This window comes from Micromonospora haikouensis, assembly GCF_000876225.1.
GTDB classification, from domain to species: Bacteria; Actinomycetota; Actinomycetes; order Mycobacteriales; family Micromonosporaceae; genus Micromonospora; species Micromonospora haikouensis.
In genome coordinates this window covers 3,791,820-3,811,229 of record NZ_JXSX01000001.1, presented here as the reverse complement: position 1 = coordinate 3,811,229, position 19,410 = coordinate 3,791,820, and the positions used below count along the sequence as shown (strand labels likewise).

At 73.4% G+C, this 19,410-nt stretch carries 16 protein-coding genes; 4 read left to right on the top strand and 12 right to left on the bottom strand.

Annotation, left to right across the window (positions count from 1 at the left end):
- Positions 1-89: 89 nt before the first annotated feature.
- Together TK50_RS15605 and TK50_RS15600 are read right to left on the bottom strand one after the other, a co-directional pair.
- On the bottom strand, positions 90-563 hold the full coding sequence (locus TK50_RS15605; RefSeq protein ID WP_241774000.1) for a barstar family protein: 474 nt from the start codon (positions 561-563) through the stop codon (positions 90-92).
- Between the two features lie 108 nt (positions 564-671).
- The gene (locus tag TK50_RS15600; RefSeq protein ID WP_043963388.1) at positions 672-1,898 is read right to left on the bottom strand and encodes a cellulose-binding domain-containing protein; all 1,227 of its coding nucleotides are present in this window, start codon (positions 1,896-1,898) and stop codon (positions 672-674) included.
- Between the two features lie 430 nt (positions 1,899-2,328).
- On the opposite strand from TK50_RS15600, the gene TK50_RS15595 reads away from it, so the two are divergent.
- Both TK50_RS15595 and TK50_RS15590 read left to right on the top strand, forming a co-directional pair.
- Positions 2,329-3,558 carry an MFS transporter gene (locus TK50_RS15595; RefSeq protein WP_043963387.1) on the top strand — a complete coding sequence of 410 codons (1,230 nt, stop codon included), beginning with the start codon at positions 2,329-2,331 and terminating at the stop codon, positions 3,556-3,558.
- A 43-nt stretch (positions 3,559-3,601) separates the two neighbouring features.
- Positions 3,602-5,521 (top strand): glycosyltransferase, encoded by a 1,920-nt coding sequence (locus TK50_RS15590; protein WP_144420255.1) that lies wholly within the window; start codon positions 3,602-3,604, stop codon positions 5,519-5,521.
- Between the two features lie 49 nt (positions 5,522-5,570).
- Here TK50_RS15590 and TK50_RS15585 read toward each other — a convergent pair whose 3' ends face one another.
- The 9 genes from TK50_RS15585 to TK50_RS15545 all read right to left on the bottom strand — a co-directional run bounded on the left by TK50_RS15585 (position 5,571) and on the right by TK50_RS15545 (position 14,215).
- Positions 5,571-6,545 carry an isopenicillin N synthase family dioxygenase gene (locus tag TK50_RS15585; protein ID WP_043963385.1) on the bottom strand — a complete coding sequence of 325 codons (975 nt, stop codon included), beginning with the start codon at positions 6,543-6,545 and terminating at the stop codon, positions 5,571-5,573.
- A 14-nt stretch (positions 6,546-6,559) separates the two neighbouring features.
- A complete protein-coding gene (locus tag TK50_RS15580; protein ID WP_063838581.1) occupies positions 6,560-7,828 on the bottom strand; it encodes a glycosyltransferase family 2 protein in 1,269 nt (422 codons plus the stop codon).
- A gap of 100 nt (positions 7,829-7,928) precedes the next feature.
- On the bottom strand, positions 7,929-8,993 hold the full coding sequence (locus TK50_RS15575; RefSeq protein ID WP_043963383.1) for a VOC family protein: 1,065 nt from the start codon (positions 8,991-8,993) through the stop codon (positions 7,929-7,931).
- Positions 8,990-9,544 carry an NUDIX domain-containing protein gene (locus tag TK50_RS15570; RefSeq protein ID WP_228986879.1) on the bottom strand — a complete coding sequence of 185 codons (555 nt, stop codon included), beginning with the start codon at positions 9,542-9,544 and terminating at the stop codon, positions 8,990-8,992. The genes TK50_RS15575 and TK50_RS15570 overlap by 4 nt, the downstream gene beginning before the upstream one ends.
- Positions 9,541-10,437: an SDR family oxidoreductase gene (locus tag TK50_RS15565; RefSeq protein WP_043964662.1), complete on the bottom strand. Its 897-nt coding sequence runs from the start codon at positions 10,435-10,437 to the stop codon at positions 9,541-9,543. Before TK50_RS15565 ends, TK50_RS15570 begins: the two co-directional genes overlap by 4 nt.
- Positions 10,415-11,482 (bottom strand): ROK family protein, encoded by a 1,068-nt coding sequence (locus TK50_RS15560; RefSeq protein WP_043963382.1) that lies wholly within the window; start codon positions 11,480-11,482, stop codon positions 10,415-10,417. The genes TK50_RS15565 and TK50_RS15560 overlap by 23 nt, the downstream gene beginning before the upstream one ends.
- Positions 11,479-12,600: a sugar phosphate nucleotidyltransferase gene (locus TK50_RS15555; protein ID WP_043963381.1), complete on the bottom strand. Its 1,122-nt coding sequence runs from the start codon at positions 12,598-12,600 to the stop codon at positions 11,479-11,481. Before TK50_RS15555 ends, TK50_RS15560 begins: the two co-directional genes overlap by 4 nt.
- A complete protein-coding gene (locus tag TK50_RS15550) occupies positions 12,597-13,877 on the bottom strand; it encodes a sedoheptulose 7-phosphate cyclase (RefSeq protein ID WP_063838580.1) in 1,281 nt (426 codons plus the stop codon). Before TK50_RS15550 ends, TK50_RS15555 begins: the two co-directional genes overlap by 4 nt.
- Positions 13,874-14,215: a DUF4286 family protein gene (locus TK50_RS15545; protein ID WP_052503800.1), complete on the bottom strand. Its 342-nt coding sequence runs from the start codon at positions 14,213-14,215 to the stop codon at positions 13,874-13,876. Before TK50_RS15545 ends, TK50_RS15550 begins: the two co-directional genes overlap by 4 nt.
- Positions 14,216-14,557: 342 nt before the next feature.
- On the opposite strand from TK50_RS15545, the gene TK50_RS15540 reads away from it, so the two are divergent.
- Together TK50_RS15540 and TK50_RS15535 are read left to right on the top strand one after the other, a co-directional pair.
- Entirely contained in the window at positions 14,558-16,039 is a 1,482-nt protein-coding gene (locus TK50_RS15540; RefSeq protein ID WP_229406353.1) for a S8 family peptidase, read from the top strand.
- A gap of 122 nt (positions 16,040-16,161) precedes the next feature.
- The gene (locus TK50_RS15535) at positions 16,162-18,888 is read left to right on the top strand and encodes a hypothetical protein (RefSeq protein ID WP_043963380.1); all 2,727 of its coding nucleotides are present in this window, start codon (positions 16,162-16,164) and stop codon (positions 18,886-18,888) included.
- A gap of 97 nt (positions 18,889-18,985) precedes the next feature.
- Here TK50_RS15535 and TK50_RS15530 read toward each other — a convergent pair whose 3' ends face one another.
- A complete protein-coding gene (locus tag TK50_RS15530) occupies positions 18,986-19,183 on the bottom strand; it encodes a hypothetical protein (protein ID WP_144420254.1) in 198 nt (65 codons plus the stop codon).
- Between the last annotated feature and the right edge of the window lie 227 nt (positions 19,184-19,410).

The window sequence follows — 19,410 nt, the reverse complement described above, 5'->3', positions numbered from 1 at the left end:
AGCGGCGGCGGCAGTGCGCGCCGACGGAGGCGTTGCCGGTCGCGGGCGCCGCAAGGTCGCCTCGGCGGCGCGGCAGTGCGCAGGCCGGCTCAGCGGCGCGGCAGGGCACGCGCCGTGCGGCGGCGCACGTCCGGCACGCGTTCCGGCGCGTCCCGCAGCACCACCCGCAGCGGGTGCGGGGCATCACCGGCGGCGCCGCCGAGGACCGCCAGGAGCAGGCCGAGGTGTCCGACGGGTTCGTCGGCGAGCAACTGCGCGGCCTCGTCGACCACCAGGGTCAGCGGGCCGGCATCGAGCCGGTCGCGCAGGCTGTCGGCGAGCGCGTCCCAGTTGCGGCCGACGTGGCCGGGCAGGTCGAGCGCGCCGACCAGCGCCGTGAACAGGCCGGCCCGGCTGCGGGCGCGCGCCGCGGGCAACACGGTCCGCTCCCCCGACGCGTCCGTGGGGCAGGCATCCGCGATGCTCAGCCACGACGGCAGCCCGAAGGCGTACCCCTCGATCATGGTGCCCTCCCCGGCGCGGGGCCGGACCGCGCGGACCGGCGCGAGGAACAGTCTGGGCACGGCGGCCGGCGTGGGCCAGGGGTGGCGGTGGAACGGATCCGCACGCGGCGGTGAAATCCTCGCCAACGCGGGTCGGGCGGCCCGGTCCGGGCCGCCCGACCCGGCCGGTCAGCAGCCGATCCGGCTCGGTCCGACCGCGACGTCGTCGAACCAGAGGGTGTCGGCCCCCTCGCCGTAGCTCTCCCAGCCCAGCCGCAGGTCGGTGAGCTGCGGACGCCACGTGCGGTTGAGCCACTGCCCGTCGATGTCGTGGGTCGGCGTGCCGTCCACGGTCAGGCCGGTGACGGCCGTGCCGTCGACCCAGGTGTTCAGCCGGCCCTGCGCGCCGTCGACCATGAACTCGACGCAGGACCAGCGGTTGGTGGCCAGCGGCAGGCTCAGCGCCACCCCGGACGGGCTCTGCTCCGGCAGCGTCGCGTCGTCGGAGGCCCGGTTCCACTGCAGCGCGCCGTTCTGGCCGCCCATCCGCAGGTCCTTGCCGCCGTCGGCGGAGTCGGCCATGGCCAGGAACGTGACGTGCGAGGTGGGCAGGGCGGTGGTGTGCCGCACCCAGAGCCGGGCGTACCGGACCGCGCCGAGGGTGCTCAGGCCCCGGGTGGTCCGGGCGAACACGTGGTTGCAGTAGCCGACCGTGCCGTTGATGCGCAGGGAGCGGCTGCCGCTGTGCGTCGTGGCGGTGTCGATCGCGGCCGTACCGGTGCCGGAGCAGTCGGGGTTGACCACCGTCCAGTCGCCCGACGGCACCGAGCCGGTCTGGTTCTCGAATCCGTCGCAGAGCACGGCCGTGCCGCAGCCGGCGGGCGGCGGGGTGGTGGGCGGCGGCGTCGTGGGCGGCGGGGTGGTCGGGGGCGGCGTGGTGGGCGGCGGCGTCGTCGGGGGCGGCGCGGTCGGCGGCGCGGTCGTCGTCGGGGGCGGGGTCGCGCCGTTGCACGGTACGCCGTTGAGCGCGAACCCGGTCGGCCCGGCCGTGTTCGCTCCGACGGTGCCCTGGACGCCGAACTCGGTCGAGCCGCCCGCCGGCACCGAGGCGTTCCAGGCGACGTTGCGGGCGGTCACCGTGGCACCGGACTGGCTGACCTCGGCACTCCAGCCGTTGGTGATCCGCTGGTCGCCGCCCCACGTCCAGGTGACGGTCCAGCCGTTGACGGCGGTGTCGCCGGGACTGATCCGGATGTTGGCGGTGAAGCCGCCGGTCCACTGGTTGGGCACGTAGTCGATCCGGCAGCCGGCGGCGGCCGTCGCGGGGGCGGTGGGCAGGCCGACGCCGGCCAGGGCGGCGGCCAGGACCGCGCCGGCGGCGACGATCGGGGTGAGACGGGCGCGGGAGATCCTCATCGGGTTCCTTCCGAGGGTGTGCCGCCGCACGGGCGCGGCCGGCGGGGGCACGGGGGAACTTCGGGAACGCTCGCATGGCGACGCGACCGGCGACGCGACGCGGATGCCCGGCTCCGGGCGGACCATCAGCCGTCGGGCCGGTCGGCGATCGACGGCACGGCGGCGCCCGACGACCAATCTAGTGATGTTCGCCGATGGATAGCAAGGCGACGGGCCGCGTCGCCGGGCCACGAGCGCGTCCGGCATGGCGGGCGGCCACGCCCCCGACCCGGGTCGTGTTCCCACGCCGGGATCGACCCGCCCTCCGATCCATTCCCGCCAACCTGTTCATTCCCGTCAACCGGATACGCCGCCGACGCCCGCTTCCTCACTTATGGCGTATCCCTGGCGGGCACGGTAGTGTCGGGGCCTGCCTTGGGTAGGGGGCCCTGTGGACAACGCACCAGTCGACCGCCGTCGGATTCGTCGCGGGAGAATCGCCACGTCCCTGGCGTTCCTGCTGTTCGGCACAGCGCTGGGAGTTTGGACCGCGCGGATTCCGGCGGTAAAGGAGAAGCTCGGGCTCAGTGACGGCCGGTTGAGCTTCGCGCTCCTGGCTTTCGCGGCGGGCTGCATCGTCGGCATGGCGTTGCTCGGTCGGCTCACCGACCGTTTCGGCAGCACTCGTGTGCTCATCCCCTCGGCGATCCTGGAAGGGCTGCTGCTCGTCCTTCCCGGATACAGCGGCACCCTGGTGGTGTTGTGCGTCGCCCTGTTCCTCTTCGGCGCGACGCACGGGACGCTCAACATCGCGATGAACGCCAATGCCCTTGAGGTCCAGCGGGCCTGGGGCAAACCGATCATGTCGTCGTTCCACGCCATCTACAGCATCGGCGGTTTCCTCGGGGCGATCGTGGGCAGCTTCTTCGCGCGCAGCGGGGCAAGCGTCGGCACCACCTTCCTCACCGTCGGCGTGGGGGTGCTGGTGCTGGCCGTCTGGGCGGCGCTGTGGGTGCTGCCCGCGACGAGCGCCCCGGAGGCCGCCGTCGGCTCACCGGACACCGGGCAGGGGCCCTCCCGCCGGTCCCTGCTGCTGGTCTTCTTCGGCGTTCTGGTGCTGTGCACGCTCGTCGGCGAGGGCGCGGCGGCCGACTGGAGCGCCGTCTACCTGCGGGACAACCTGGAGACCAGCCCCGGCTTCGCCGCGTACGGCTTCGCCGCGTTCTCGATCATGATGACGGTGGGCCGGCTCTTCGGCGACCGGCTGGTGCGCGCCCTGGGGCCCGTCACCCTGGTGCGGTTCAGCGGCGCGCTCGCGGCGTGCGGCCTCGGCGCGGCGCTGCTGGTGCACCATCCGGTCGCCGGCGTCGTCGGGTTCGGGCTGCTCGGCGCCGGCCTGTCGTGCATCGCCCCGCAGGTCTACTCCGCCGCCGGAAACCAGGACCCGAGCCGCGCCGGCCGGGCCCTGTCGACCGTGGTCAGCATCGGCTATCTGGGATTCCTGTTCGGCCCTATTCTCATCGGCGCCGCGGCGACCGTGGTGGGATTGCCGTCGGCGTTGTGGATTCCCGTGGTGCTCGCAGTTTTCGTCGCGGCGGGCGCCACCGCGATGCGGGCACCGAGCCGCTCCGGCGAAAAGCAGGACAATGCCCCGGTCCCGTCAGCGGGGGTCGAGCGCTGACGGTTGTCCGCCGGGGACGGATGTCACCTGGAAGGAACCGCGCTTGCACATCATCGAATGCCATTTCGAGTGCACCGGATTCGACGACTCTCTGGTGCAGGCGGGCACCTCCGTCTACCTGTGGAATCTGGTGCGGCAGTTCCGCGACCGAGGGCACCGGGTCACCGCGTTGACCGCGGCGCACGGGCTGATCCCACTCCTGCGGCGTGACCACGACGTCGTCGAGACGGATTGGCGGTCCACCGGCGAGATAACCATTCCGGTCGACCCCGACAGATGGCCGGGCCAGCCCGGTGGCGTCACGGTGGACGGATCCGCGCGCGCCTATCGGATGACCGTCGAGGGAATCGACGTGGTCCTGCTCAGCAACGAGATTCTCGACAGCCACACCGACACCCTGCACCCACCGGCGGGCGCCGAGGGGACCGACCCGACGTTCCTGAAGCCGCTGGTGTTCCAGGTCCTCGCCGCCCGCTTCCTGTCCGGCCAGGAAACCGCGCAGACCGTCGTGCACCTGCACGAGCCCGTCCTGCACCACCTGCTGCCCGCGGCGCTGTCGGCGTACGGCTTCCCCGTCGTGTCGACCGTGCAGACGAACCTGCCGGTCAACACCAAGGTCTACGCGCCGCAGGCCCGGGCCCTGCTGCGCGACCTCGGCGCCGACCCGACGGTCGTCGACGGGCTCGCGGATCCGCCCCTGGACTCGCCGCTGCACCGGGCCATGCGGGCGTTCCTGCCGCAGACCCTCCTCTACCGCGACCAGCCGCAGCGGCCGGGGCACGACTACGTCAGCGCGCTGGCCCTGGTGGCCCGCTCGGCGGACGCGGTGGACTTCCTGTCCGAGGGGCAGCTCGAACACGCCCTCACCCAGGCCGAGACGCCGTTCGCTCAGCTCTTCGCCGAGCTGGCCGTTTGCCGCGAGCTGTGGTCCCGGGCGGACCGGCTGACGGTCGGCGGGTGCGCCATCGGCGACGAATGGCTGGACGTGGCGCGCGGCGACGAGCGACGGCGGCGGACCCTGACCGCGCTCGGCCTCGACCCGGCGCTGCCGACCGTCTACCACAACGGGCGGTACTCGGTGGAGCACAAGGGGCTGCGGGAGCTGTTCCGGGCGACGCGGCGGCTACTGGACGAGGGCGAACGCTTCAACCTGCTGCTGCACTGCCTGGCGCCGCACCCGCCGCAGGACCCCGACCTCGCCGCGCTGGCCGCCGACCACCCCGGCCAGGTCCGGGTGCGCACCGGGCCGATGCCGCCCGCGGAGCTGATGGACTGGGCGGCCTCCAGTGACCTGTGCGTGTTCCCGGCGAAGTTCGAGATGGACACCTTCCTGATGGCGATGGGCGAGGCCATGGCCAGCGGCGCCGTGCCGGTCGCCACGGCGCAGCGGGGCATGCGCCACTTCCGGCACTCCTTCGACCTGGACGCGCCGACGGCGACGGGGCTCGCCGTGCCCCGCTCCTTCCGGGTCGCCGACCCGGACCTGACCGACGCGGTGCACGACGGCCTGGCCCGCATGCTGGCGCTGGTCCGCGCCGGGTCGCCGTTGGTCGACACGCTCCGCTCGCGGGCCGTGGCGACCGCCCGGGAGTTCACCTGGTCCCGGGCCGCCGACCGGTTCCTCGCCGTGTTCGCCGCGTGCGTGGCCGGCACCTGGCCCGGCGGGCGGCCGGGCCCCGCGGCCCTGCCGCCGACGCCCGCCCCCGGCGACGACGGCGGCGGCACCGGCACGGCGACCGCCGGCCCGGACGGGGTCGCGGTGCGCTGGGACCACCCCGAGGCGGTCCGGGTGGAGCTGGTGTATCCGGGTGACCCCGTCGAGGTGATCGCGCTGGCCCGGCAGGACGACGGGTCGTTCGCCGGCACCGGGCCGGCGACCGCAGGCCCGGTGGCCCTGCTGGTCACCTGCCGCGACGGCCGCTGCGTGTGGGCCGGTGCCCCGGTCGCGGCCAGGACCGGCTGACGCACGGCCGGGGCGGGGCCCGTGCCCCGCCCCGGCCGCCGGTGGCGCGTCAGTCGGCGAGGGTGAGGGTGACCCCCACCTTCTCCAGGATCGACTCGCCGGCGATGACCGGCGCCATGCCCGCGCCGCCGCCGGCGGGCGCGGGCAGCGGGCGTACCTCGGCGTCCGGGTCCGCCTCGAAGAAGAAGACCAGCGACACCAGCTCCTCGTCGGGGTCGCTGGCCGGGGGCGCCAGGACGCGGTGGCGCAGCGCCCGCCACCGGCCGTCGGTCCACAGGTTCATCATGTCGCCCAGGTTCACCACCAGAGTGCCGGGCACGAACGGGGGCTTGAACCAGCCGTCCTCGGCGTTCCACGCCTCCAGCCCGCCGACGCCCTGCTGCCGGTCGAGGAAGGTGATGGTGCCGAAGTCGGCGTGCGGCCCGACCCGCATCTGGCCCTCCTCCAACCGCCCCACCGCCGTCAGGGGCGGGTACCAGTTGACGTTCTGCGTCCACGTCGCCCGCTGGGAGCGGGAGGTGAAGTGGTCGGCGGGGACGCCGAGGGTGACGGCGAGGACCTCCAGGACCTCCAGCGCGAGCCGGTTGAGGTGGCCGGTGTACTCGGTGGCGACCTCGCGCAGCTCCGGCAGTTCCGCCGGCCACTTGTTGTCCGGGTAGTAGAGCCAGTCGAACTTCGCGTCCCCGGTGCGGTGGGTGGGGCCCATGTGGTATGCCTCGTGCAGGTCGGGGGCGCTGGCCATGCCGTCCACCGCGCTGGCCTGCAGCGCGCCGAGGCCCCGCCACCCGTTGTCGTACGGGCGGCTGACCGCGTACCGGCGCTTCTGCTCCGGGGTCAGCCGCATGAACGCGTGGCCGACGGCGCGCATCCGCGCGGTCAGGTCGGCCGGCACGCCGTGGCCGGCGAGGAGGAACATGCCGGTCTGCCGGAGCGCGGCGTCCAGCTCGGCCGACGTCCGGGCGCGCTCGTCCGGGCCCGCCGCCCGCCAGCGCGGCAGGTCGAGGGTGGGAATCGCGGTCGTCATGTGCTGCTCGCCTCTCACTCGGTGATGCCGGTCATGACCTGGGTCGCGAGCCGCACCTCGCCGGTGTAGGAGGCGGGTGCGGCGCCATCGACGAAGCGCTTCGGGTCGCCGATCGGCGTCTCGGCCCGCCAGGTCAGCGCGGGGATGTGGGCGTTGATGAGTTCGCCGTCGGCGCGCAGCAGCGCCGACGACGGGTGGTACATGTGCAGCAGCGGGTCGTCGTAGGAGTCGAACGCCGAGTTGGTGTCCATGCGGTAGCTGAAGTCGTTGTCCTCGCCGCCCCAGCCCTCGAACCGTTCGTCCATGCCGTCGATGCGCAGGAACGCCGACGTGCGCACCCAGACGCAGCAGCCGGGCGGGCGGCGCAGCACGAAGGCCCGCAGCCGGTCCGGGTCGACCTGGGCGCTGCCCTGGGCCAGCCGCTGCTCGATGGCGTGGGCGGTGGACTCGGCGTCGAGGCACCACATGTCGCGGTAGCTGAGGTGGCCCATGGTGCCGGGGCGGTTGAACCGGCGCGCGTTGCGGGCGACGAAGTCGTGGTCGGCCAGCACGTCCGCGTCGAGGATGCACACCACCTCGGGGTCGCAGGGGGCGTTCACGACCCCGACGTTGACCGCCCACGACTTGTTGAACAGGCCGTCCTTGTGCACCCACAGGTAGTCGTCGGCGTACGGCTCGATCACCTGCTGCGAGCGCGGCTCGGTGTCGGCCTCGACGACGAGGACCCGGTACTCGTCGCGCGGGGCGGACTGGTCGCGCAGCGAGACGAGGCAGGCGAGCAGGTTACGCAGCCGGGTCCGGTCGGCCGTCCGGTCCCGGAACGGGACGACGACGAGGATCTGGGCCCGTGCCGGGTCGCCCGGCGGGGGCCCCGGCGGGAGCGCACGCAGCTCCTCGAAGGACGCCCAGCGCCGCACCGGCCGGGTGCCGTACAACGCGCCGAGGTGGCTGCCGAGGCGGCAGTTGGACTCGGCCCGCCAACCGTGGGCGAACAGCGCGGCCACCCTGTCCGAGGGTGGCGCGGCGGCCAGCGCGGTCAGGGCCCGGTGCAGGGCGGCGTACGCCTGGGGGTTGCGGGTGTCGGCGAGCAGGGCCTCGGCGAGCCGGCGGACCTCGGCGTCGTCGACGTCGCGCACCGCGTCCACCACGGCCTGGGTGTAGGGGCGTCCGCGTTCCCAGTAGAAGATGCTGGACTCGGGCGCCTGTGGGTCGGCGGCGACGACCAGGCTGTCCGCGACGGCCGACGCGAGGGTCTGCGGATGCGACGGTTGGACGAGGGACATCGTCAACTCCCCGGGTAGTGGCCGAAGGTCGGGCCGGTCGGCGGGCCCCCGACGCCGGTGCCCCGGCGTGGGCGCGCGGCATCGACCCCGGCGGCGCGGGTCACCGGTCCGTCCAGCTCAGGGCGCCGGCCGGTGCCCGCCGGGCCGCCGTGGTCCGCTCGTAGGGCAGCGCGCCGTCGGGCATCCGGACGACCTCGACGTGCAGGCCGATCGGGCTGCGCACGTAGACCCACCGGTCGCCGGCGATCGGCCCGTCGTCGATGGTCTCGGGCGCGCCCAGGACGGTGAACCCGGGACGGGCTGCGAGGTGGCGCGCGGCGGCGTCGACGTCGCGGACGTGGATGGCGAGGTGCCGGCCGCCGACGTCGCAGTTGCGCGGCGGCGGGGCGGCCCGGTCGGTGTGGGCGAAGGTCCGCAGCTCCACGTTGTCGGTGGGGCCCATCCGCAGGGTGGCGACCTCCACCGGACCGTCGGGGTCGGTTTCGACGCCCCGGTGCAGCAGCTCGCCGCCGAGCACGTCGGCGAACACGGTGAGCGCCTCGTCCAGGTCGGCGACGGTGTAGCCGATGTGGTCCACCCCGCGCAGCCCGGTGATCGGCGGCGGACCGGGCGGCCCGCCGCCCCGGTTGGTCCAGGGCCCGTCCGGGCGGTGCCGGGCCGCCGGGGCGGGTGGCCCGTGCGGCGCGGGCTCCGGCGGCGACCGCAGCTCGAACGCCAGACCCCACGGCGTACGGAAGCGGGCGCGGCACGCCCCGGCGAGCGGTGACCGCCCCCCGGCGGCCGGGCCGGGGTCCTGCGGGGTGAGTCCGCTGAGCCGACCGACGGCGGCGGTGGCCTCGGCGACGTCGGCCACGAGGAAGCCGAGGTGCTGGTGGCCGGGGTCGTGGCGCTGCGGCGGCGCGGTGACCTGCCCGGCCACGGCGTACTGGAAGAGTTCGAGGTTGGTGGTGGGGCCGAGGCGGATCAACGCGATCTCCGCCGTGGCCCGGGGCGGCACGTCGAGGTGTTCGCTCATCCAGTCGTCGGTGCGGGCCAGCGGCGGCAGGCGGTAGACGACCTCACCGCCGAGGACGTCGACGGCGAACGCGGTGGCCGCGTCGAGGTCGGCGACCGTGAGCGCCACGTGGTCGACGCGCTGCGCGCCGGGTATGCCGGGGCCGGTCATCGGTATCTCCCGTCGAGCAGGGTGAGCGCCGCCAGGGAGACGGCGTCGGTGAAGCTGCCGTCGGCGACGAGCTGCCGCAGCTCGGCGTGGGTCACGAACCGGTGCACCAGGTCGCTCTCGCTGGCCTCCCGCGCGGGCGGCCCGGCGACCAGGTCGGTGGCGAGGAAGATGTGGCAGCCCTGGCTGGCGTAGCCGTAGGCCACGTGGACGCGGCCGAGGTGGCGCATGGTGCCGGCGGTCAGGCCGGTCTCCTCGCGCAGTTCGGCGGCGGCCAGTTCCTCGGCGCCGCGCCCGCCGGCCGGTTCGGACCACGAGCCCTGCGGGAACTCCCAGTACCGGCCGCCGACCGGGTAGCGGTACTGCTCGACGAGGTGGAATCCGCCCGGCTCGGCGGGGACGACGAGGGCGAAGTCCGGCTTGTCGACCACGCCGTAGACGCCACGGGACCCGTCGGGGCGTTCCACGGCGTCCTCGCGCACGGTCATCCAGGCGTTGCGGTAGACGGTGCGGCCGGTGATCCGGCGGGTCACCGGGCCGTTCGCGGCGCTCACCGCGCCGCCCGTACGCCGGCGGCGACCAACAGCCGGGCTGCCTCGCGGACGCCCCGGACGGGCACGCCGGCGGTGGCGGGTAGCCGGGACAGCAGGGTGCTGGTCAGGCAGGTGTTCTCCGGCCGTCCCGCGTAGCGTCCGGCGGCGCGCGGCTCGGCGACGACGAGCCCCGGGTCGACGCCGAGTTCCGCCGCGATGAGCAGCGCCCAGTCGGCGCGCGAGATCCGGTCCGGTCCGCCGAGGTGCAGCAGCGGGACGTCGCGGGCGGTCAGCACGGCGGCGGTCACCGCGGCGACGTCGTCGACCAGCACCGGGGTGGTCCACTGGTCGTGGGGGACGGCCACCGGTTCCCCGGCGAGCAGGCGGTGCGCGCAGGCCGCGAAGAAGTTGAGCCACTTGGCGCTGTCCGCCGGCTCCCAGCCGTAGACGAGGCTGACCCGCAGCACGGTGGCGGCGGCGTGCCCGGCGAACACCTGTTCCGCGGCAAGCTTGGCCCGGCCGTAGGCGTTCGGCGGGGCCGTCGGCGTCGCCTCGGCACAGTCGGGCCGGCTGCCGTCGAAGACGTTGTCGGTCGAGATGAGCACCAGGCGGCGGTCATCGGCGGCGGCGCGCATGTTGCGGGCCGCCGTCTCGTGGCCGGCCATCGCCTCGTCCGGGTGCCGGTCGCACCAGGTGACGTCGGACGGCCCGTGGACCAGCACGACCTGCTCGGCGGCGGTGTCGGCGAGCACGCGGGCGCAGGAGGCCGGGTCCGTCACGTCCAGCGGGGTCCACGGGGCCGGCGCGTGCTGCGGCGGGCGTCGGGACGCGAGGACGGGTCGCTCGCCCGCGCGGGCGAGCCGGTCGGCCACCGCCCTGCCGACGAACCCGCTACCGACGATCAACGTACGCATGCGCGGCCTCCGCTGCGAGTCGGGACTCCGCGCCGGCCGCGGCGAGCAGGCGGCCGACACCGATCAGGCTGTGGTCGTCGTCGGCCGCGCCCAGCGTGAGCATCGCGCGCACCTGGGTCGGGGTCAGGCCGAAGCAGCCCAGTTCGGTGAGCTCGTCGCCGAGGATGTCGACGAACGGCTGCCCCACGGCCACCGCGAAGCCGCCGATGAAGATGTACCGGCGGATGCCGATGGAGGAGAAGACGCTCGCGACCGCCAGGGCGAGCGGCCGGAGCGCGGCGCGCAGGACGTCGACGGCGAAGCTGTCCCCGCCCCGCACCGCGAGGGCGACGGCCTCGTTCGTGATGCCCTCCGGGCGACCCGCCGACGACGCCGCCAGCCCCGAGACGCCGAACTCGCCGGGCCGCTGCCGGGCGGCGGCCCGCACGGCCCGCAGGATGCCGCGTCCGGAGGCGATGCCGCCGAGGTGTCCGCGCCCGCCGCAGTCGCACGGCGGGGCGGTGCCGCTCCAGTCGACCCGCCAGTGGCCGAGTTCGCCGCCGAAGCCGGCGTCGTCGACGAGCACCTCGCCCCGGCGGAAGACCTTGCTGCCGACGCCCGAGCTGACGGTGAACAGGCAGAAGGCGTCGTTCCCGGCGTGGGCGTAGCGCCACGCCGCCGCGGTGATGTCGTTGACGGTCAGCACCGGGACCCCGAGCCGCGCGCCGAGGTGGGCGTTCAGCGCCACGGAGCCGCCGCCCTCGCCCCAGATGGTCGGGGCGGCGAGGGCGACGCCGTCGGCGGTGGTCGGCCCGGCGAACGACAGGCCCACCGCCCGGCTGCCGGCGGCCTCCGACCTGACGAGGTACGCGGCGAGTTCCGTGGCGAGCTGGCCCAGGACCCGCTGCTGCAGCTCGGCCACGGGGGCGCCGGGGTGGCGGGCCAACCCGTCGGTGGCGACGCGGCGCACCCCCCGGACGACGGGGTCGCCCGCCGTCACGTGCCCGATTCGCAGGGTCGTCCCGCCGATGTCGGCGACGACGAACGTGTCGTCCCGGTCGGTCATCGGTGGGCCTCGGCGACGGCGTCGCCTCCGGCGGCGCACTGCGCGACGGTGCCGTCCTCCAGGACGATCGCCCCGTCGATCCGGGCACCGGCCGCCACCGCCGCCCCCGGCAGCAGCACGCTGTCGTGCACCACCGCGCCCGCGCCCACCCGGGCCCCGGGGTAGACGACGCTGTGCGTGATCTCGCCGTGGTTGACCAGGTCGGCCGGGACGAGCGAGCGGCGGATCCCCGGCGCTTCGTCGACCATCCGCCGCGCGACCTCCGGCCGCACGGTGGCGGGCAGGTCGGCGAGGGGGATCGACGGCGGCCGCCGCAGCAGCGAGCGGTGCGCCAGGTGGTAGCGGTCGACGGTGCCGATGTCCTCCCAGTAGCCGGGCACCCGGTGGCCGCGGATGAGCTCCCCGCCGGCCAGCATGGCGGGGATCACGTCGCGGCTGATGTCGTGCTGCCAGGCGGTGCCGGCGAGCTGTTCCAGGTAGCGGCGCAGGATCCGGGCGTCGAACAGGCAGAACGCCGCGAACACCAGGTCGCTCGTGGGCTCGGCGGGTTTCTCGACGAACGCGGTGAGGCGGCCGGCGTCGTCGAACTCGACCATGCCGAAGAGGTGCACGAAGCGGCGTTCGATCCGCTGGTACGCGACCGTCAGCGCGGCCTTCGACGCCCGGTGCTCCCGCAGCATGTCCCGGTAGTCGAAGCGGTAGACGTGGTCGGCGTGCAGCACCAGGACGTCGCGGGGCGCGCCGCCGAAGACCCAGCGTTCCTTGCTGATCAGGGCGTCGGCGGTGCCCCGCTCGGCGGGCCAGGTCCGCTCCGGCAGCGCGCCGGGGACGGTCCCGGGCGGGGCGCTGCGGTACGCCTCGTCGTAGGGCCCGAAGTGGGCGCGGAACCCCGGCGTCCGGTTCCAGACCCGGTGCAGGTCGTCCATCAGCATGCGTTCCTCGTACTGCGACAGCAGCAGCACCTCGTCGAGGCCGGAGTCGCAGGCGTTGCGCAGGCTGAAGTCGATGAGCCGGCTCGTCCCGCCGAACGGGATCAGCGGCTTGAGCCGGCCGACGCCCAGCGGGCCCATCCGCTCCCCCCGGCCACCGGCCAGCAGCACCGCGCGTACGCCGTTCATCCGTTGCTCCCCGGCGTCGGCGCGGACGGGGCCGCCGCCATCGACGTCCAGTTGGGTTCCAGTCCGGCCAGGGCCGCGGCCAGTTCCGCGGGGGTCACGTCGTCGACGAAGCGGGCCTGGCCGATGCCGGCCGTGAGGGGGATGAGCTGCCGGCCGTCGCGGTGGCGCACGGTGTCGGCCAACGCCTCGGTGAGCAGTTCGGTGGAGCAGACCGGGTGCCAGGTCGGCAGGCCGAGTTCGCCCATGACCAGGCGCGCGCGGCTCAGGTCCTCGGCGGAGAGCAGGCCCCGGTGGTGGGCGAGCACGAGCGACAGCGCCATGTCCACGGCGACGGCCTCGCCGTGCAGCAGCTCCGGCAGCGCCCGCATCTCGATCACCGGCGAGAACGAGTGCCCGTAGTCGACGACCCGTTCGAGCTGGTGTTCCCAGAGGTTCGGCTGCAACTCCTGCAGCATGCCGCCGATGGCGAGGCGGATCACGGCCAGTGCCGCCGCGCCGCCGTCAGCGCTGCCGGCGGACTGCATCCGCTCGGCGATGATGCGGGCGCCGTGGACGGCGAGGAGCTCGAACAGGCGGCGGTCCTTGATCAGCGCCATCTTGAGCACCTCGGCGAGCCCGTTGCGCAGGTGCCGCACGGGCAGCGTGACCAGGAAGCCCGGGTCGATCAGGGTGGTCGCAGAGGGGTGGTACGTGCCGAGCCGGTTCTTGTGGTCGCTGAAGTTCACGCCGGTCTTCGAGCCGATCCCGGCGTCCACCATGCCGATGAGGGTGGTCGGCACCCGCACGTACGGCGTCGAGCGGCGGTAGAGGCTGGCGGCGAGCCCGACGATGTCGGTGAGCACTCCCCCGCCCACCGCGATGACGGGCTCGCGGCGGCGGGCCACGCCGAACGCGTCCATGGCCGACACCACGCGGAACACCGACGTCATCGTCTTGCGGCGCTCGTCGGCCTCGACGACGCAGAACTCGTAGGTCACCCGGTGCGCCTCCAGGTACGCCCTGATGCGTTCGCCGAACAGGACGTCCACCTGGGAGTCCAGCACGACCAGGCGGCGTCGGCCGGGGCCGCCGTCCGTGCTCGCGGCGGTCACCATCAGGTCGGAGGCCGGGTCGAGCAGCCCCCGGCAGAGGCGCACCTCGTAGCTCACCGCCTGCGAGGCGTCGACCCGCCACCTCGGGTCCCCGTCGTGGCCCAGGGTCGACAGCCCGTTGCCGGTGGCGGGCTGCCCTTCGGACACCGGTGTCGTCGATTCGATGAGTCCGTCCTCCGTCGTCACTGCGGTTGTCCTGGTGTCACCGGCGGAGTCACCGGGGTCAGCAGCTCGATGGTGACGCTGGACGGGTCGAGGGCCGGCGTGGTCGACATCGTTGGTCGCGCCTTCTCGAACCGCTCCATGGTGGCGACGATGTCGTCGGTTTCGACCTCGTAGATCGCGGCGTACCGCCGACGTTCGCCCGCGGCCTGCGGGGCGACGAAACGCCGCGCCCCGACGAAACCGGGTACGGCGAGAACCTCGGCGAGATGAACGTGGTCGTACCAGTGGTTGAACTCGTTCTCACAACCATGGAACGGACTGGTGTGGATCAGCAACAGGTGACGATTGTTGACGGCCATCGCGCATTACTCCAGCTACGACGAGGATGGCGGCTACGTGGCCCGGATCGCCGAGATCGACGGCAATATCCATCAATGCAGACATGGACCATAACCGATCGAATCCCACCCGGCAATGCCCTGCGAAAAGGATCTAGCCGACACCGTCAGCGCATCGGGTTCCTACACCTGACCAGCAAAGTCATTCTAAAATATTGACACCTGGCTATTGGTGCTGAATCATGCACGACCATGGATCATTCCCGAGTGCGTCGACCGAATGCGGTCGGCCTCGCCGCGTTCGCGGCAGCGACAACCATCCTGGCAATGGGAATCGCATCTCCGGCAACTGCTGCGGGACAGGTGCGAGGAACCGGAGATCCGGGTGCCATCGACGGCAGTTACCTCGTCGTGTTCGACGACCGGGTCGGCGCCGACAATCGCGCGGGCGTCGCCGCCCTGACCGGACGGCTGGCCGCGAAGTACGACGTCGGGGTGGAACACACCTACGAGCACGCGCTGCACGGTTTCGCCGGCACGATGAGCCGCGCCGCGGCACGACGCCTGGCGGCCGAGTCCGGCGTGTCGTACGTCCAGCAGAACCGCACCGTGCGGGCGCTGGACACCCAGCCCAGCCCGCCGTCGTGGGGCCTGGACCGGATCGACCAGCGCGACCTGCCGCTGGACGGCAGCTACTCGTACCCGACGACGGCGTCCACCGTGCGCGCGTACGTGATCGACACCGGCATCCGGACCACCCACACCACCTTCGGCGGCAGGGCTACCTGGGGCACCAACACCACCGGCGACGGCCTCGACTCGGACTGCTCCACCAACGGCCACGGCACCCACGTCGCGGGCACCATCGGCGGCTCCCAGTACGGCGTGGCCAAGGGCGTCTCCCTGGTCGCGGTCAAGGTGCTGAACTGCGGCGGCAGCGGCACCCTGGCCGGCGTCACCGCCGGCGTCGACTGGGTGACCGGCCACCACGCCGCCGGCGTGCCCGCCGTGGCCAACATGAGCCTCGGCGCCAGCGGCGCGCAGGGCGCCCTCGAGGACGCCGTGCGCAACTCCATCGCCGACGGCATCGTCTACGCCATCGCCTCCGGCAACAGCAACCTCGACGCGTGCAACTACTCCCCCGCCCGGGTCGCCGAGGCGATCACCGTCAACGCCAGCACCACGGCCGACGCCCGCGCGTCGTTCTCGAACTGGGGCACCTGCACCGACATCTTCGCCCCCGGCGACGGCATCGTCTCGGCGTCCAACGGCAGCGACACCGCCACCGCCACGCTCAGCGGCACCTCGATGGCCACCCCGCACGTCGCGGGCGCCGCCGCGCTGGTCCTCGCCGGCAACCCCGGCCTGGCCCCGGCCCAGGTCGCCAGCGCCCTCTTCGACGCCTCGACCCCCGGCAAGATCAGCAACCCGGGCACGGGCTCGCCGAACCGCCTGCTGTACACCGGCTCCGCGCCGCCCTCCCCCGGCACCGCCACGCTCACCCGGTACTACGGGGCCGGGGACCACGTCAGCTCCACCACCCACCCCGGCGGCAGCTACCTTGCCGAGGGCCCCCTCGGCAAGGTGCACACCAGCGCCGTCGCCGGCACGCACGCCCTCTACCAGTGCCAGGTGGGCAGCGACAGGTTCACCTCCGCAGCCGCCAACTGCGAGGGGAGGACGTTCCTCGGGGTGATCGGCTACGCCTACGACTCGCCGCCGGCCGCCGCCCACCAGATCATCTACCGCTGCCTCGTGCGCGGCAGCGGGGAGCACTTCGACTCGACGGCGGCCAACTGCGAGGGGCAGATCGTCGAGGGGCCGCAGGGATACCTGCTCCTCTGACCGTCGCCCGCCACTGCGCCCGCCCCACCGGCTGACGGGCGGGGCGCGACCCGGTCCCGTGGCCGCGCCCCGCCCGTCCCCACCTGCCCGTCCCACCTGCCCGCACCGCGTCGGGAGGACGCATGAGACGACTGCTCGCCGTTCTGGCCGCGCTCATCGTGCTGCCGTTCACCCCCGTCCTGCCCACCGCGTACGCCCACGCCGACGGCTGGTCCGGGCCGCAGTCGACGATCGTCAACCGCAACGGCCGCAAGGTGATCCAACTGTGCGACCAGGGCGGCGGCTGCCGGACGACCACGCCGTTCTTCATGGCGCTCAACACGCAGAGCACGCCGATCGGGCAGAACAACTGGTCGTACTTCAACTACCAGGCCCAACTGGCCGCCGCGAACACGGCCGCGCCGGAGATGAACGTCGCACCCATGCTCCAGGTGCACCTCAACAACACCAGCGACGCGTTCATCGACCAGTTGGCCGGCCGGCTCAACCAGCTCAACCCCCGGCCGTACCTGATGGTCCGCATGTACCTGCAGGACGCGCCGCCCGGCGCCGAGCCCATGCGGATGAAGGACCTCCAGGGCAACGTCCGCGACGACACCGGCGGCGCGGGCCACCCGTGGACGTTCAGCGAGGCGTGGCTGGCCTACCAGGAACAGCAGATCAGCCGGGTGCTGACGCGGATGGACGCCCAGTATCCCGGCCGGGTCATGGCGGTGCTGATCGCCTACGAGAACGGCGGCGAGTGGTTCTACCGTCCGTACGGCTACGACGACACCACCAACAAGATGCTGGACTGGGGCAGCCCGGACCTGTGCGCCACCGGCACGGACGGCGTGCGGGTCTGCCAGCTCTACCCCTGGACCAACGACGCGGGCACCCAGCCCGGCCCACGTGGGCGACACGCGTTCTACCTGGACGACTACTCCGCCAGCGCCGAGGCCGGCTTCTGCGCGTGGAGCGCCCTGCCGGCGAGCCTGGTCCCGGGCTGCCGGTCGGCCACCCCCACCGAACGCAACAACGCCGTCCCCGGCCAGTCGCCGCCGACCTCGGGGGCGGCGCGCGGCACCGTGCTGGACCCGGCCGACCTCAACTCGCTGCGGGCCGCGAAGTACAACCAGTACCTGTCGTCACGCAACGTCGCCGCCATCACCCGTCTGCTGGCCAGGGCCAAGCAGGCCACCGGCAACCGCATCCTCACCGCCGTCTTCTACGGCTACCTCTACGGCCTGCGCACCGAGCTGGGCATCAGCGGGAGCAACGACCTGGCGACGCTGGTCGACAGCCCGTACGTGGACATCATCGGCGTGCCCCACTCGTACGGCGACAGCCGCAGCCTCGGCAACGGCTTCGTCCAGCAGGGGCCGCCGGACACCATGCGGCTGGCCAACAAGCTGTGGCTGGACGAGGACGACACGCGTACGCTGCTGGCCTGCGCGCCGACGAACTGCCAGCCCATCCCGTTCCAGACCGCCACGAACCTGTGGGACAGCATCCGCCTGCTGCGCCGCAACCTGACCACCGCCGCCATCGGCGGCCGGGCCATCCACTTCCTCGACCTGCAGGGGGTCGGCTGGTTCGGCGACCCGGCGCGCACCGGCGACTCGGAGGCCCTGTGGGCGAACCTCCAGTCGGTGTTCCGGGCCGCCGACAAGATCCAGCACGGCGGGGCGAACGCCTACCAGCCGCAGGTCGCGGTGTTCGTCGACGACGTGTCGGCCAACTACCAGCCCGCCCTGACCCCCGCCGGGGAGAACTCGTACGCCTTCGCCAGCGACCAGCTGTCCAACCTGGTGGACGACCTGACCCGGCTGGGCACCCCCGTGCGGCACTACCTGCTCAGCGACCTGACCAAGGGCAACCTCGACCTGAGCGCGATCAAGCTCGCCGTCCTGCCCAACGCCTACGCGGTCTCCCCGACGGTACGCTCGGCGATCGACACCAGACTGAAGACCCCCGGCCGCACCGTGTTGTCGCTGTACGCCGCCGGTTACGTGCAGGGCGACCAGGCCGCCTCCACCGCCTCGATGACCGCGCTCACCGGCATCACGGTCGCCAAGGGCACCGGCACCCCCAACCTGGGGCAGACCTACTCGTTCGTCGGGCAGAGCGGCGGGCCGGCGTACCCGCTCACGCCGTGGTTCACCGTCACCGACGCGGGCGCGACGACGCTCGGCACGTACCAGGCGGGCGGGGTCTCCCTGGCCCGCAAGTCCATCCCCGTCGCGGGCGGAAGCTGGACGTCGGTGTACGCCGCCGCGCCCAAGCTGCCCCTGGCCGCGCTGCGCAGGATCAGCGAGGACGCCGGCGTGCACCACTTCGCGCCGGCCGGCGACGTCGTGGAGGCCGCCGGTAACACGCTGATGGTGCACGCCGGCACCACGGGCGCGAGGACCGTCCGGCTGCCGCAGGCCATGCCCCGGGTGTACGAGACCGCCCTGTACCCCAGCGACGTCGAGCTGTGCCGAAGCTGCGCGCAGCTGGCGAACCTGCCGTTCAACGCGGGCGACACCCGGGTGTTCCGCTGGACTACGCCCCCGCGCGGCAACTTCGAGCTGCTCACCGGCTCCACCGTGGAGGGCTGGGCCGTCGACCCGGACCAGCCGGGGACCTCCTCGACGGTGGCCGTCTACCGGGGCGGGCCGGCGGGCGTGGGAACGTACCTGGGCGACTTCCCGACCGCGACCAACCGGCCGGACGTGAACGCGTACTTCGGCATCAGCGGAGTGCACGGCTTCCGGTTCACGCTCTCCGGGTGCACACCCGGCACCCAGCTCCACGTCTACGCCCTCGACCCGGAGGGCGCCAGCGGTGACGGCAGCACCTACCTGGGGGCGCGCCCCTGCACGTGAGGCGTCGGTGGATCGCCGGGCCGGCGACGATGCCGGCCCGGCGGCCCTGACCACACTGTCGTTGTGTGCACGATGACGGACCGACCGCCGCCTCGGCTCACAGGCTCCAGCCACCGACCGCACCGCTGCCGGTGCCGCTGCCGTCGCTTCGGTTGCGATGCTCGTCAAGCCTTCTCCGGGCTTCGGTCGACGCCTGCTGATCGAGCAGTTGGCCGGAGGCGTCGATCGATGCCCGCCGGGAACGACGCCACAGCCAGACGGCTGCCGCAGCTACCAACACGATGATGAGGATCATGAGCCAACGCACGTCAGCCTCCGTCCATCGGGCGACCACGGGCCCAAATAACGGCCCGTAGAGACTATCGCGACCAGTTTGCCCAGCCCCAGTCAAGCGAGCGGCTTGCCGAGGCGTAGCGGTCTCACCGCCAGGATCGAGTCCGCCGGACACCCGAGCACCTCCCCGCACCTCAGCATCCAGCTTGTTCGCTGACGTGCGGCGGGGCGCGACCGGTCCCCGTGGTC